Source organism: Nocardioides ultimimeridianus, assembly GCF_054777895.1.
The window spans coordinates 1-14662 of the sequence record NZ_BAAHAB010000023.1; the positions used below are offsets into that span (position 1 = coordinate 1).

12 protein-coding genes and 2 tRNA genes are annotated in these 14662 nt (G+C 72.6%); 3 read left to right on the forward strand and 11 right to left on the reverse strand.

What is annotated here, in order from left to right; translation table 11 throughout:
• The coding region (locus tag ACYU8V_RS20625) for a GTPase (protein ID WP_460850078.1) at positions 1–1047 on the reverse strand (1047 nt) is incomplete at its 3' end.
• A complete protein-coding gene (locus ACYU8V_RS20630) occupies positions 1044–2687 on the reverse strand; it encodes an ABC transporter (RefSeq protein ID WP_460850080.1) in 1644 nt (547 codons plus the stop codon). The genes ACYU8V_RS20630 and ACYU8V_RS20625, both read right to left, overlap by 4 nt.
• A gap of 111 nt (positions 2688–2798) precedes the next feature.
• Between ACYU8V_RS20630 and ACYU8V_RS20635 the strand changes: the two genes are divergently transcribed.
• A complete protein-coding gene (locus ACYU8V_RS20635) occupies positions 2799–4037 on the forward strand; it encodes a lipase family protein (RefSeq protein WP_460850082.1) in 1239 nt (412 codons plus the stop codon).
• 1 nt (position 4038) lies between these two features.
• Here the strand turns inward: ACYU8V_RS20635 and ACYU8V_RS20640 are convergent, their stop codons facing one another.
• On the reverse strand, positions 4039–4485 hold the full coding sequence (locus tag ACYU8V_RS20640) for an Lrp/AsnC family transcriptional regulator (RefSeq protein WP_460850084.1): 447 nt from the start codon (positions 4483–4485) through the stop codon (positions 4039–4041).
• 132 nt (positions 4486–4617) lie between these two features.
• Here ACYU8V_RS20640 and ACYU8V_RS20645 point away from each other — a divergent pair, with 132 nt between their 5' ends.
• Both ACYU8V_RS20645 and ACYU8V_RS20650 read left to right on the forward strand, forming a co-directional pair.
• Positions 4618–8130: an indolepyruvate ferredoxin oxidoreductase family protein gene (locus ACYU8V_RS20645; RefSeq protein ID WP_460850086.1), complete on the forward strand. Its 3513-nt coding sequence runs from the start codon at positions 4618–4620 to the stop codon at positions 8128–8130.
• A gap of 21 nt (positions 8131–8151) precedes the next feature.
• The gene (locus ACYU8V_RS20650) at positions 8152–8634 is read left to right on the forward strand and encodes a nuclear transport factor 2 family protein (protein ID WP_460850088.1); all 483 of its coding nucleotides are present in this window, start codon (positions 8152–8154) and stop codon (positions 8632–8634) included.
• A gap of 4 nt (positions 8635–8638) precedes the next feature.
• On the opposite strand, the gene ACYU8V_RS20655 is transcribed toward ACYU8V_RS20650, so the two are convergent.
• The 8 genes from ACYU8V_RS20655 to ACYU8V_RS20690 form a co-directional block, all read right to left on the reverse strand.
• The gene (locus ACYU8V_RS20655; RefSeq protein ID WP_460850090.1) at positions 8639–9157 is read right to left on the reverse strand and encodes a hypothetical protein; all 519 of its coding nucleotides are present in this window, start codon (positions 9155–9157) and stop codon (positions 8639–8641) included.
• 122 nt (positions 9158–9279) lie between these two features.
• Positions 9280–10452 carry a DUF2235 domain-containing protein gene (locus tag ACYU8V_RS20660; protein ID WP_460850093.1) on the reverse strand — a complete coding sequence of 391 codons (1173 nt, stop codon included), beginning with the start codon at positions 10450–10452 and terminating at the stop codon, positions 9280–9282.
• Positions 10453–10495: 43 nt separating this feature from the next.
• A complete protein-coding gene (locus ACYU8V_RS20665; protein WP_460850096.1) occupies positions 10496–10831 on the reverse strand; it encodes a YrdB family protein in 336 nt (111 codons plus the stop codon).
• A 284-nt stretch (positions 10832–11115) separates the two neighbouring features.
• Positions 11116–11188, reverse strand: a tRNA-Glu gene (locus tag ACYU8V_RS20670).
• Positions 11189–11290: 102 nt separating this feature from the next.
• A tRNA-Gln gene (locus ACYU8V_RS20675) sits at positions 11291–11362 on the reverse strand.
• A gap of 45 nt (positions 11363–11407) precedes the next feature.
• Entirely contained in the window at positions 11408–12340 is a 933-nt protein-coding gene (locus tag ACYU8V_RS20680) for a lysostaphin resistance A-like protein (RefSeq protein WP_460850098.1), read from the reverse strand.
• Positions 12341–12374: 34 nt separating this feature from the next.
• Positions 12375–13847 (reverse strand): glutamate--tRNA ligase, encoded by a 1473-nt coding sequence (gene gltX / locus ACYU8V_RS20685; protein WP_460850101.1) that lies wholly within the window; start codon positions 13845–13847, stop codon positions 12375–12377.
• Entirely contained in the window at positions 13844–14653 is an 810-nt protein-coding gene (locus ACYU8V_RS20690) for a fumarylacetoacetate hydrolase family protein (RefSeq protein ID WP_460850103.1), read from the reverse strand. Before ACYU8V_RS20690 ends, gltX begins: the two co-directional genes overlap by 4 nt.
• Positions 14654–14662: the final 9 nt, after the last annotated feature.

Below are 14662 nucleotides of genomic sequence, written 5' to 3' on the forward strand. Positions count from 1 at the left end.
GCCGCCGGCCGGCCGCCACAGGCCGCGGCGCCGGCGCTCGGCGTCCGCCCGCTCGAGCCGGGCCAGGACGGTGTCGACGCCCGCAGCGTCGGCCACCCGGCGCTCGAGGTCGGCGACCCAGGCCGTGGGCAGCTCGGTGGGGGCGTCACCGGCGGCCGCGAGCAGCCGCTGGGACGCGGCCCGCAGGTCCGCGTCCACACGGAGGACGGAGTGCCGCTTCTCCTCGACCCGACGCCGCAGCGCGGCACGCAGGTCGTCCACGCCCATGCCGTGCCGGGCGCTGACACCGAGGACGCGCGCGTCCCTCATCCCGTCCTGGGCCACCACCCGACGTACGTCGCGCAGCATCCACTGCCGCCGGTCCTCCGGGACCGTGTCGAGGTGGTTGAGCACGACCATGGTGACGTCGCGGTGGCCGGCCAGCGGGCGGAGGAACTCCCGGTGGATCGCCGCGTCGGCGTACTTCTGGGGGTCGACGACCCAGACCAGCGCGTCCGCGAGCGCGACGACCCGGTGCGCCTCCTCGTGGTGGGCGGTCTCGATCGAGTCATGGTCGGGCAGGTCGAGCAGGATCAGGCCCTCCGGCAGCCGGTCGCGCCGGACCCGGTCGCCGAGGTCGGCCCGGGTGGTCCGGTCCGCCGGGTCGACGCCGAGCCAGTCGAGCAGCTCCTCCACCTCCGCGCCGGCCTCGCCCCAGACCAGTGCCTTCGCGCGGGACGTGGTCGGCCGCTGGGCGGTGGAGCTCGAGATCTCGGTCCCCGCGAGCGCGTTGAAGGTCGCCGACTTCCCCGAGCCGGTCGCGCCCGCGATCGCGACGACGGTGTGGGTGGCCGACAGCCGCAGCCGCGCACCGGCCCGCTCGACCGAGGCCAGCGCCTCGTCCAGCAGTACGTCGTCGAGCCGGCCGCGCGCCGCTGCCACCGCCTGCTCCAGGGCCGTGAGGCGTACGCCGAGGTCACTCCCCCGCCCGGGTAGGTCGCCGCCCGGGCGGCGTACCGACGCACCCAGGCCGCGCGGCGCCGGAGGTGCTGCTGCTGTCCCGATCATCGTTCCTCCTCAGCGACGAGGTGGGCGACGCGTCGCGCTGCCCTCCGCAGTCGTGCGGGGGCGTCGGGCTCCAGGCCCCACCCCAGCACCGGTTCCAGGTAGCGGGCGCGCTCCTGGTCGATCAGCCGCTCGACGAGGCCGCGCATGCCGCGCGCCGCGCCTTGCCGCAGCCCCCCGGTCGCGCCGGTCGCACCGGCCGGGCCGCTGGACGCCGCCGACACGGCCAGGGCGAGTGCGAGGGCGCTGAGGCGGGCGCGGTCGGCCGGCGAGGCGGCCGGGTCGGCCGTGGCTCCGACCTCAGCGACCAGCTCCTCGCGCCAGCGCCGCGTCTCGGCACGGACCCGGCGGCCGATGCTGCGGCTGGGCCGGGAGAGATCCTCCGCGCTCCAGTCCAGCAGCGCGTCCCCGTGAGCAGTGTCCCGCAGGGCCCGGCTGGTCGCGATGGCCGCGCGCTCCGCGTGGTCCACGACCAGCGACTCCAGCGCCATGTCCAGGGCGAGCCCGAGTCGGTCGACCTGCTGCTCCTGCTCGGCGCTCAGCGAGGTCAGCCGGTCGCGCAGGCCGCCCGCGCCCGTGACCGAGAGGTCGACGTCGTCGGTGCCGAGGAGGTCCTGCCAGCGCGCGAGCAGGTCGCCGCGCAGCAGCGACCCGTCCCCCACGGCGGCCACCAGCTCGCGCTTCGCCTCGTCGTACGTCGCGTCGGCCAGCGCCAGCAGCTCGCCGACCGCCCCGACCTGGTCCTCCAGCGCCGACGCCGCCGCGACCGCGGACGCGGCGGCCGGCCGCAGCGCGCCGGTGACGGCTTGGGCGACCAGCGCGGTCCGGCGTACCGGCGAGGCGGCGATGCCGTCCAGGAAGGCGCGCACGTGCGCGACCTCCGCGGCAGGCAGCACGCCGTGCTCCCCCACGTCGCCGGCGGCGACGAAGAGCACCTGCTCGGCAGGCACGCCGCGGGTGGCCAGCATCAGGTGCAGGTGGGCCGAGACCGTGGCGTGGTCCTCGGCGGGGACCCTGCTCATCACGACCGCGACGGGCGTGTTCCGGCTGACCGCGAGCTCCAGCTGCTCCCACGGGAGAAGGTCGGAGTAGCGCGCCGCGGAGGTGACGAACAGCCACAGGTCGGCCGCGGCCAGCAGGCGCAGCGACAGCGCCCGGTTGCCCTCGTCGATGGAGTCGAAGTCGGGGGCGTCGAGGATCGCGAGGCCGCGCGGGGCGCTCGCGGTCGCGACCAGCTGGATCGCGTCCTGGGCATCGGACTCGGCGACGACCCGCTCCAGACCGCCCAGGATCCGGTCCGCGCCGAACCAGCCGGCGTCGTCCGGGTGGTGCACGAGCACCGGCGAGCGGGTCGTCGGCCGGAGCAGGCCGGGGCGGGTCACCGGGTGACCGATGAGGCTGTTGACCAGCGTCGACTTGCCGACGCCCGTCGGACCCCCCACCACGACCAGAGGCGGGGCGTCGATCCGGTCCAGCCGCGGGAGCACGTAGTCCTCGAGCTGCTCGAGCACCTGCGCCCGGGCGGCGCGCAACGGCTCGGTGCCGGGCAGCCGCAGCGGCAGCGGGGCGGCCCGGAACGCGTCGTGCATCTCCCGTGCCGCGGGCGCGACCGCCTCGTCCACGCCGCGTGCTGCGCGCGTCATCACCGTGTTCATCACCCCACTGGTGCAGCGGGGCGACCGCTCTGATCCATCCGGATCGAGAATCGTCGCGAAGTGCTTCCGGCGGGGTGGGCGCTCTGCCACGCTTCGGCCATGGTCGACAACCCGATCGGCGCCGCCGTCACCCTGGCCCTGTCGGCCGTCGGCGCGTTCCGCCTCGGGCCGCTGCCCGAGACCGACTTCTACGTCGAGCCGGAGTCCCTCCCCGAGACGCCCGGGACCCTGATCCGCTCGGAGCCCGCCCGGTTCTACCTCGACCCGCTCCGGCTCGTGCCCGCACCCGCGCGGGTCGCGCGGATCATGTTCGCCAGCCGCGACCGGCTCGACCGGCCCATCGCCGTCACGGGCACCGTGCTGACCCCCACCCGGCCCCGCAGCCGGCGCACCGACCGCGGTCTGGTCGCGTTCGCCGTCGGCACCCAGGGCATGGGCAGCCAGTGCGCGCCGTCGCGGCAGATGGCGGTGGGCCGGGAGTACGAGAGCGTGTTCATCGCCGGGCTGCTGGCCCGCGGCTTCAACGTCGTGGTCCCCGACTACCAGGGCCTCGGGATGCCGGGCGTCCACACCTACATGAGCCGCCGGGTGCAGGGCCAGGTCGTGCTCGACGCGCTGCGGGCCGCGCAGCAGCACCACGACGCGACGATCCCCCGCAACGGACCGGTCGCGATCACCGGCTACTCCCAGGGCGGTGCGGCCGCGGCGAGCGCGGCCGAGCTGTGGCACTCCTACGCACCCGAGCTGGACCTCAAGGGGGTCGTGGCCGGCGCCGTACCGGCGGACCTGGAGCTCACCGCGTGGCTGCTCGACGGCGGCCCCTACTTCGGCTTCCTCGGCTATGCGATCGCGGGCCTCACCAGCGACTACGGGATCTCCCTGGACGAGTACCTCAACCCCCGGGGCCGCGACGTGATCGCGCGGATCACCGAGCAGTGCCTCTTCGAGTCGCTGCGGGCGTTCGCCTTCACCAAGTCATCGGCGCTGACCGAGGACGGGCGCCCGCTCGGCAAGCTGCTCGCCGAGGAGCCGCTCGCCACCCTCGCCCGCCAGCAACGGCTCGGCGAGGGCACCTACCCGCGCGTCGACACCCTGCTGCTGCACTCGCGGCTCGACGACGTCGTCCCCTTCGAGGCCGGCCGGGCCCTGGCCGAGCGGTGGGTGGGCCAGGGCGCGCGGGTGCGGTTCGTGCCCGGGGTGGCACCGACGCACGCGGCGGCGGCCCTGACGTCGTACCCGGCCGCGTTCGCGTTCCTGCACGGCCGCTTCACCGGACGGCCGATGCGCGCCAACACCCAGCGCTACCTGCGCTCGCTCGAGGAGTCGGTGCCCGCCTGACTCACTGCCGGGTCCACTGCTCCAGCACGACGAGGGTCTTGGTGCTGGAGATCTGCGGGCCGGCGCGCAGCTGGCCGACGACCCGGCGCAGGTCCTCGACGCCCTCGACCCGGATGCGCAGCAAGGCGTCCGGATCGCCGGCCAGGGTGAGCACCTCCTCGACCTCCGGGATGCCGGAGACGTGCTCGCGGATCTGGGCCAGGTCCAGGTCGTCGGCGAACTGGAGCTCGGTGATCGCCTCGATGCCGCCGGTGATCCGGCCGTGGTTGACCTGGATCGTGTAGCGCTCGATGACACCGAGCCGCTCCAGCCGCGCGATCCGCCGCTGGACCGGCGCGACGGTCAGGCCCACGGCCTGGGCGATGTCGCGCAGCGGCCGCCGGGCGTTCTCGCGCAGCAGGTCCAGGATCGCGCGGTCGGTGGCGTCGAGGACGACGGGCTCGCTCACGCAACAGATCATAACGTTGATGCCAGTTTTGTTGCGCAAAGGCGCTGCAGTACGTCGTGCGGATTGCGGATCGTCGCCAAAGCCGACGACGGCCGTTGTGACCCGGCCCACCGAGGGCGCATGCTCGTGCGCGTGACCGAGCTGCTTGACCGCGCCCCCGAGCCGGCCGTCCCCGCCGCGCCGTACGACCTCGCCGACCGGTTCCGGTTGGACGCGCCCCCGGTGCTGCTCACCGGGGTGCAGGCGATCGCCCGGCTGCTCGTCGAGCACCGCGCCCTCGACCGTCGCCGCGGCCTGCGGACCGCGTCTTTCGTGTCCGGCTACCAGGGCAGCCCGCTCGGCGGCCTGGACCGGATGCTCGCCGACATGAAGGACGTCCTCGACGAGAACGACATCCGGTTCGTGCCCGGCCTCAACGAGGAGCTCGCCGCCACCGCCGTGTGGGGCAGCCAGGTCGAGCTGCCCACCGACACCCAGCGGTACGACGGGGTCACGGGGTTCTGGTACGGCAAGGGACCCGGCGTCGACCGGGCGACTGACGCGCTGCGCCACGCCAACATGTACGGCGTCAACCGCCGCGGCGGCGCGATCCTCCTCGTGGGCGACGACCCCGCCTCGAAGTCCTCGACCGTCCCCGCGGTGAGCGAGCGATCGCTGGCCGCCCTCGGCATCCCGGTGCTCTTCCCGCGCAACTCCACCGAGATCGTCACGCTCGGCCTGCACGCGATCGAGATGTCGCGGGCCACCGGTTGCGTGGTCGCCCTCAAGATCGTCGCCGACGTCGCGGACGGCGCCTGGGTGGTCGACGGCGCCGACATCGACGTCTCGCCCGTCCAGCCCGCGATCGACTGGAACGGCCACCCCTACGCCTACACGCAGAGCCCGATCGTGCTCCGCCCGGCGATGATCGTCGGCGCCGAGGCCGAGCTGGTCGGCCCGCGCACCGCTCTGGTCCACGACTACGCCGCCCGCAACGGCCTCAACGTCACCGAGATCGACCCGGCCGGCGCCCGGCTCGGCCTGGTCGCCTCGGGCAGCTGCTACGACTCGCTGCGCCAGGCGCTCGCCGACCTCGGCGTGAGCGACGAGGCCCTGGCCGCCGCCGGGATCCGGGTGCTGCGGATGGGCATGATGAGCCCCGTCGAGCCGGCCGCGATCCGCCGGTTCGCCGAGGGCCTCGACGAGATCCTGGTGGTCGAGGACAAGACCTCCTTCATGGAGATGCAGATCCGCGACGTGCTCTACGGCACCGACGGCGCCCCGCGGGTGCTCGGCAAGCTGGACGGCCGCGGCGAGCGCCTGATCCCCGCCGACGGCGAGCTCACCGCGGGCCGGCTGCTGGCCCCCCTGCGGCACGCGCTCGAGGGCTGGGTGACCGTCACCCCGCCCCAGCGGCCGCGGACGGTGCTGCCGCTCATCACGGCCGGCCGGTCGGCGTACTTCTGCAGCGGGTGCCCACACAACCGCTCCACCGTGCTGCCCGAGGGCTCGCTGGGCGGAGGCGGCATCGGCTGCCACGCGATGGTGACCATCTCGGACCGGCCGGAGAGCGTCGTCACCGGCGTCACCCAGATGGGCGGCGAGGGCGCGCAGTGGATCGGGCAGGCCTGGTTCACCGACGCGAAGCACATCTTCCAGAACGTCGGCGACGGCACCTACTTCCACTCCGGCCAGCTCGCGGTCCAGGCCTGCATCGCGGCCGGCGTGAACATCACCTACAAGGTCCTCTACAACGACGTCGTGGCGATGACCGGCGCCCAGGACGCCGAGGGTGCGCTCGGCGTGCCCGCGCTGACCCACAAGCTGCACATCGAGGGCGTCACGAAGATCATCGTGTGCGCCGACGAGCCGTCGCGGCACCGCCGCCGCGACCTCGCGCCCGGCACGCTGCTGTGGGACCGCGACCGGCTCGACGAGGCGCAGCGGATGCTGCGCGACATCCCCGGCGTGACCGTGCTGATCTACGACCAGCACTGCGCGGCCGACGCCCGTCGCCAGCGCAAGCGCGGCGCCCTCCCGGCCCGCACCAAGCGCGTGGTCATCAACGAGGCGGTCTGCGAGGGATGCGGCGACTGTGGCGCGAAGAGCAACTGCCTCTCGGTGCAGCCGGTCGAGACCGAGTACGGCCGCAAGACCCGCATCGAGCAGACCTCGTGCAACACCGACTACAGCTGCCTGGACGGCGACTGCCCGTCGTTCGTCACCGTGGAGGCGGCACCGCGCAAGCGTCGTACGACGTCCAAGGACTCGGCGAAGAGGTCGGCGAAGAAGGGCTACCCGACCCCGCCGACCGTTGCGGCGAGCGCGGCCGAGTCCCCCGTCACGACCACCCAGAACGTCTTCATGGTCGGCATCGGCGGCACCGGCATCGTGACCGTCAACCAGGTCCTCGCCACCGCCGCCCTGCGCGCCGGGTACGCCGTGGAGTCGCTCGACCAGACCGGCCTGAGCCAGAAGGCCGGTCCCGTGGTGGGCCACCTCCGGTTCGCCGGCGGCGACCTCGAGCCCGCCAACCGGCTGACCCCCGGCTCGGCCGACTGCTTCCTGGGCTTCGACCTGCTGACCCTGGCCGAGGACCGGAACCTGCTCTACGGCGACGCGGCGAAGACCCGCACCGTGGTGTCGACCAGCCGGACCGCGACCGGCGCGATGGTGCAGGACCCGAGCGTGCAGCACCCCGACGAGGCCGACCTCCTCGACCGGGTCCGCACGGCCAGCATCGAGCTGTTCGACTTCGACGCCCTCGAGGCCGCCGACCGGATCTTCGGCAACACGGTGGCGGCCAACTTCCTGCTCGTCGGCGCGGCGTACCAGACCGGCGCCCTGCGCCTGCCCGCCGCCGCGATCGAGGAGGCCATCGCGATCAACGGCACCGCTGTCGCGGCCAACGTGGCCGCGTTCCGGTGGGGCCGGGCCGCGGTCGCCGACCCGTCCGCCTTCGCGGCCGCCAACCAGCGCGTGGTGGCGCCGCGCGAACGGCACGTCCCCGCCTCCGTCGCCGCGTCCGGCCTGACCGGCGAGGTACGCCGCCTCGTCGAGCTGCGGGCCGCCGACCTGGTCGACTACCAGGACGAGCGGCTGGCCGACTCCTACGTCGCGCTCGTCGCCCGGGTGGCCGCGGCCGAGGCGGCGGTGTCCACCGACACCCGGCTGAGCGAGGCCGTCGCCCGCAACCTGTTCAAGCTGACGGCGTACAAGGACGAGTACGAGGTCGCCCGGCTGCTCACCGACCCCACCTTCCTTGCCGAGACCGGGGAGTCCTTCCCTGGCGCCACGATGTCCTTCCAGCTGCACCCGCCGGTGCTGCGGGCGATGGGCCGCACGAAGAAGATCGCGTTCGGGCCGCGCTCGCACGGGACGCTGCGGGCGCTGGCCCGGATGAAGCGGCTGCGCGGCACCGCGGCCGACCCGTTCGGCCGGGCGCACCTGCGTCGGGTCGAGCGCACCCTGCGCGACCACTACCGCGAGCTGGTGGCGGGCCTGGCGGGCGACCTGACCGCCGAGGGTCTCGAGCGCGCCGTGGCGATCGCGGAGCTGCCGGACCTGGTCCGCGGCTACGAGGGCGTCAAGCTGGCCAGCGTCGAGCGGTACGTCGCCGCGCTGACCGATCTCGGCGTACGACCGCCGGCCCTCGATTCAAAGTAGAACTCGTTCTACTATCACCGGGTGGACCTCGAAGCGATCGAAGAGATCAAGCGCCTCAAGCACCGCTACTTCCGCACCCTCGACCTGAAGCTGTGGGACGAGTTCGGTGACTGCCTGGCCGAGGACGTGACGGCGCGCTACGGCACCGCCGCGATGGGCGAGCCGCTGCACTTCGACTCGCGCGCGGCGGTGGTGGAGTACATGTCGAGCAACCTCGGGCCCGGCATCATCACCACCCATATCGCCTCCCACCCCGAGATCGACGTCGCCGGGGACACCGCGACGGCGTCGTGGGCGTTCGAGGACACCGTGATCGTGCCGGACTTCAAGGTCGTGGTGCGGGGCAGCGGCTACTACACCGACGGCTACCGGCGCGACGCCGACGGCCGGTGGCGCACCGCCTCCATCGCCTACCAGCGGATCTACGAGGCCGTCACCTCGCTCGACGACACCCCCAGCTTCAAGCTGATCGCCAACCGCTGGGACCCGAGCCTCGCCCACTGAGTCGTCACGACAGCGTGGTCACCCGGACCCCCACTCCGCTCTGGGAGATGGGGCTGCTGGTGAGGTTGCAGGCGCTGACGACGATGTGATCGGGCGAGACGACCTTGAGCGGCCCGAGCACGACGCCTGCCGGCGGGTTGCCGGTGCCGGTCCAGGTCAGCACCGCCGCCTGGCCGACCCGCGCGCCGGCGACGGAGAGGAGCAGGTTGCCGCAGCCGTTCGGCGACAGCGAGAAGCTGATCGAGCCGGTCACGTCCGCCCCGGCGAGGTCGGCGAGCCTCAGCGAGTGGTCCGCGACCTTGGACCCGTTGACCGCGGCAGGCGCGAGCTTGGCTCGACTCACGGCCTCGCTCGCGATCTTCGGGGTGGTCACGGCCCCGTTCTGGAGGGCGGCCGTGTTGACGGAGCCGGGCGCCACGACCCGGGCGGTCGCGAAGGCGGTGCCGCTGGTGGCCAGCACGATGGCGAGGGTGGCGGCGATCTCGGCGTACCGAGGCCGGCGCAGCAGGCGGTGAGACGACATGGATGAACCCCTTGGTGCTCGGATGCCGGTCGGGGATGGCCGGTCATCTCGGAACCTACGCCCGCGCCCCGGGGGCGCGGGACCGCTTCGGGGAGGCCGCGAGCGATCGTCCTGGGGTGGCGTCAGGCCGCGGGCGCGGGCGCCGGAGCCGGCGGTGATCCGAGGGGCGCCAGGTCCACACCCGCCTCGGGCAGCCGGACGACGTCCTCGATGATCCCGTCGAAGCCAGCCGTGGCGTGCGCGAGCGCCGCGACGTTCGCCGGCTCGTAGCCGCCCTCCTGGAAGTGCCCGACGGCCGAGGACGCGATCCGCAGCGACAGCGCCCGCGGGTGGGAGAGCATCCGGAGCCCGTGGTCGAACACCGGGTCGTGGTCGCCGGCATGGAGGCGGCCGCGCGCCTCGAGGATCTCGTTGTCGACGCGGTACATCAGGCTCAGCGGGTCGTGCCTGATCGGGTCCTGGCCGGAGGCGACGTACCGCGCGAGCAGGGCGGGGTCGAAGACCAGCCCGGCGGCATGCGCCTCGCGCGCCATCCAGAGCAGCGCGGTGTCGGAGAGGCCGGTCTCGGCGTACCCTCCCCCGACGTCGGAGTGGGCCCCCTCGAACCACACCTGCTTGACCCGCGGGTCCTCGACCGGCCGGCCGTCGGCCGCCTCCCAGAACGTCGGCTCGAACTTCATCCGCGTCTCGTCGATCGCGAGCGCCTGCCGGGCGCAGAGCACCTGGTCGCTCAGCTGTACGTCGTGGAAGCGCGGTACGTCGCGCTCGAACCCGGGCACGCCGAGCGCTCCGACGGTGTCGAACACCCCCAGGAACGCGATCTTCGCGGCGTTGCAGTGGTCGTGCTTGAACTCGTCCACGCTCTCGCCCATGACCCCCGCCGGCAGCGGGGTGCGCTGGTAGAGGTGCACCGCCTCGGGCAGCCGCTCCTCGACCAGCGCGACCTTGGTCAGCAGGCCGACCCGGCCGAGCATCCCGGCGACGGAGCGGGCGGTGTACGCACCGCGGCTGAAGCCGAGGATGAAGATCTCGTCGCCGGGCTCGTAGTTCTGCGCGAGGAAGCGGTAGCAGGCGATGACGTTGTGGAAGAGACCGAAGCCGAAGGCACCGCCCAGCAGCCGGTCGACCTCGTAGCTGCTCGCGCCGACACCGCTGACGTAGTAGACGAGCTGGTGCACGCCCGCCGTGGCACCCGGATCGCTCTGGACCGTGCGCGCGATCTTCTCGACGTTGGTGACGTTCTCGCTGTCGGGCTTGTTCCAGGTGCCGTCGCAACAGACGACGAGGCGCTTCATCTGCTCATGCTGGCACCGCCCGCGCGACTCCGCAGGCGAATGGTCAGGCCTCCCACTGCCCGAGGGCCGACAGCCCCACCGCGTTCATCACCACGGCCACCAGGAACACCACAGCGACGGTCCGCAGGCCGGCGCCGAACGCCAGCGCTCCGGCCGCGGCGAAGATGGCGAGCTCCAGGGGCACCCGCGTGCGGGTGCCGAGGCGCCGGGGTGCCCGCGGCGCGGCGTACCTGCCCCACACCAGGATCATCGCCAGCGGCGCTGCGACGCCGAGGACCGGCGCCAGAGCGCCGTGGCCGGTCCGGAGGCCCCACGCGGCGAGCAGGCCGATCGCGCAGAGCTCGAGCACGAACTTGAGGCCCAGGTTGACGGTGCGCATGGCCCCATCCTGGCCGGTCGAAAAAGCCGAGCGCCACCGCTCGCGCGGCCCCCACAGCCGTCAGCCCCGCAGCGGTGACGCCCTGCTCGCAGGCGACGGACGGCCGGGGTCGCCGGACGCACATCGCCCTTGTCCGTCACGCCCACGGCACGCGGGAGCCTGCGGCGGGCGTCGATCAGGGGCAGCACTCAGGTGTCCGGTGCCCGATCCGCCCGCGCCCAAACGTGGGCAGGAACGGCGAGAGGCCCCGGTCAGCTTGCGCTGACCGGGGCCTCTCGGTGGTGTACCCCCGACCGGATTCGAACCGGCGCTAACGCCGTGAGAGGGCGCCGTGCTAGGCCGCTACACAACGGGGGCATTTCGCTGTCCGGATCGCTCCGGAACAACTCGAGAACTCTAGCGAACCGCTTCCTGACCAGCCAAATCGGCCTGTCTCGCGCGCTCCCGCCGGGAGTTTCGCTGGGATACTAGGACTCGAACCTAGAATGACGGAATCAGAATCCGTAGTGTTGCCAATTACACCATATCCCACTGTTGCGGACCGTCCGGCCGAAGCCGGAGGACCGGGGAGAAACATTACACGGCGGCCTCGCGGCCTTCCAAAACACCCGGCCCGGTGCGTCTCTTCAGGCCCACCTTCCGGCTCAGCCACCAGCACAGCGCCAGGTAGAGCAGCGACTGCGTGAGGGTCACCGGGATGGCCCACCACGAGCCGTGGGTGACGTGCAGGGCGGTCGTCATGTCGCTGTAGGCGAGCGCCAGGCCGAAGGCCAGGAAGTTGTTGAGGACGTGCATCGCGATGCCCGCCTCGATGCCGCCGGTGACCAGGACCAGCACCCCGGCGACGATGCCGAACGCGAACCGGTCGAAGAACGTCGGGACGTCCTGGCCGATGCCGTGGGCGACACCGAACAGCAGGGCCGGTACGACGACCACAAGCCCCGTGCGGACCCGCTCCGAGCGGTGGCCGACCAGGTTGCCGACCGCCTGGGTCAGGTAGCCGCGGAACAGGAACTCCTCCCCCGCGGCCTGCAGCGGGGTCAGCAGCGCGATCACCAGCAGGAAGTCGCGCACCTGCGAGGTCCACGGGTTGAGGTGGCCGGAGAAGTCCGCGGTCGCCTCCCCCTGCGACGGCAGGACCGAGGAGACGACCACCGTCGCGACGAGGGTCACGGCGGCCAGTCCCAGGCAGGCTGCGAACCAGCGCCAGCGGAAGCAGGCGACCACCGAGTACAGCCAGCGCGGCGCGAGCCGGTGCACCAGCCAGGTCGCCAGGCAGACCGCCGGGATCGTCAGCGCCCACCACAGGTTCGTGGCGGCCAGGTAGCGCGGCGTGACCGGGTCACCGTCGAGGTTGTGCGGTGTGACGATCCCGATGACCAGCATCGCCAGCACGAACCAGACGCCGACGAACAGGCCGACGACGCCCACGAACGGCCGCCACGCCCCGGGCGCGCCCAGCCGCTGCAGCTGGTCGTAGGTCAGGTCGTCGGTCAGGTCGTCGGTCATGTCGCCGGCGACCGGCGGTCGAGCCGGTCGGGACTCAGAGGGCACGCTGCAACCGCGCGAGGCTGCGCTCGCGGCCGAGCAGCTCGAGGGACTCGAACAGCGGGGGCGAGATCCGGCGCCCCGTCGCGGCGACCCGCACCGGACCGAACGCGACGCGCGGCTTGAGGCCGAGCTCGTCGACCAGGGCCTTCTGCAGCGCCTCCTGGATGGCGGCGGTCGACCAGGTGCCGAGGCTCGCCAGTGCGGTGACCGCGGCCCGGACGACGTCCTTGCCCTGGTCGTCGAGCAGCTTCGCCGCGTCCTCGGGGTCGACCGCGAAGTCGGCCTCGTCGACGAACAGGAAGCGGAGCATGTCGCTGGCCTCGGTCAGCTTGTTGATCCGCTCGGCGACCAGGGGCATCGCGAGCTCGAGCAGCTGGACGTCGGAGTCGGAGACCGGGTCGCCGACCACGCCGTCGCGCTTGAGGTAGGGCAGCGCGCGGTGGGTGATCTCCTCGACCGACAGCAGCCGCATGTGCGAGCCGTTGATGGCCTCGCACTTCTTCAGGTCGAAGCGGGCCGGGTTCGGGTTGACGTCCTTGATGTCGAACGCCTCGACCATCTCCTCCAGCGAGAAGACGTCCCGGTTGGCCGCGATCGCCCAGCCCAGCAGCGCCAGGTAGTTGAGCAGGCCCTCGGGCAGGAAGCCCTGGTCGCGATAGGCGTACAGGTGCGACTCGGGGTCGCGCTTGGAGAGCTTCCGGTTGCCCTCGCCCATGATCAGCGGCAGGTGGCCGAACGCCGGGGTCGCCTTCGCGATGCCGACCGCCTTGAGGGCGTCGTACAGGGCGATCTGGCGGGGCGTCGAGGACAGCAGGTCCTCGCCGCGGAGCACGTGGGTGATCTCCATCAGCGCGTCGTCGACCGGGTTGACCAGCGTGTAGAGCGGGTCGCCGTTGGCGCGCGCGAGGGCGAAGTCGGGGACGTGCGCGGTGTCGAAGGTGACCTCGCCGCGGACCAGGTCGTCCCAGGTGATCGAGCCGTCCGGCATCCGCAGCCGCGGGACGCTCGCGCGACCCTCGGCGTTGTAGGTGGCGATCGTCTCGGCGTCGAGGTTGCGGCAGAAGCCGTCGTACCCCATCACCTTGGAGCCGCTGGCCTTGCGCCGCTCCTCGACCTCCTCGGTCGTGCAGAAGCAGGGGTAGGCGTGGCCGCCCTCGAGCAGGCGGGCGAGGGCGTCGGCGTACAGCTCGGACCGCTCGGACTGCCGGTAGGGGGCGTGCGGGCCGCCGACCTCGGGGCCCTCGTCCCAGTCCAGACCCAGCCAGCGCAGGGTGCCGAGCATCGCCTGGTAGGACTCCTCGGTGCTGCGCTCCTTGTCGGTGTCCTCGATCCGGAACACGAACGTGCCGCCGTGGTGGCGCGCGAACGCCCAGTTGTAGAGGGCCGCACGCGCGAAGCCGACGTGCGGGGAGCCCGTCGGGGACGGGCAGAACCGGACCCGCACAGGGGTGGAGACGTCGCTCATCGCTTTCCTACCTTGTTCGTCAGGGTGCCGAGGCCCTCGATGGCGACCTCGACCTCGTCGTCGACCTGCATCGGGCCGACACCCTCGGGGGTGCCGGTGAGGATCACGTCGCCGGGCAGCAGGGTCATCACGCTGCTGACATGCGCGATCAGGGTGGGGATGTCGAAGACCATGTCCCTCGTGGAGCCGTCCTGGACGACGTCGCCGTTGAGGAAGGTCTGGACCCGGCGGCCCTCGGTGAAGTCGTTCGGGTCGAGGTCGGTCTCGATCCACGGGCCCAGCGGGCAGAACGTGTCGAAGCCCTTGGCGCGGGTGAACTGCACGTCCTTGCGCTGGAGGTCGCGCGCGGTGACGTCGTTGGCGATCGTGTAGCCGTGGATGACGTCGGTCGCCTGCTCCGGCGGTACGTCGCGGCAGATCCGGCCGATCACGACGGCGAGCTCGCCCTCGTAGTGGACCTCCTCGCTCTGCGGCGGGTGGACGATCGTGTCGTTCGGGCCGATCACGCTGGTGTTCGGCTTGAGGAACATCAGCGGCTCGGAAGGTACGTCGCCGCCCATCTCGGCTGCGTGCGCGGCGTAGTTCTTCCCGATCGCGACCACCTTGCTGCGCGGCAGCACGGGCGCGAGGAGTCGCACGTCGGCGTACCGGTGCTGCTGCTCGAGGAGCTTGATGCCGACGTACAGCGGGTCGCCCGCGAGGGCGACGATCACGGCGTCGTCGTCGGGCTGGCCGTACTCGTCGAGGTCGCCGGTCAGGACGCCGTAGCTGGGATCTTCACCGGTCGTGAATCTGACGATGCGCACGTTCCGAGC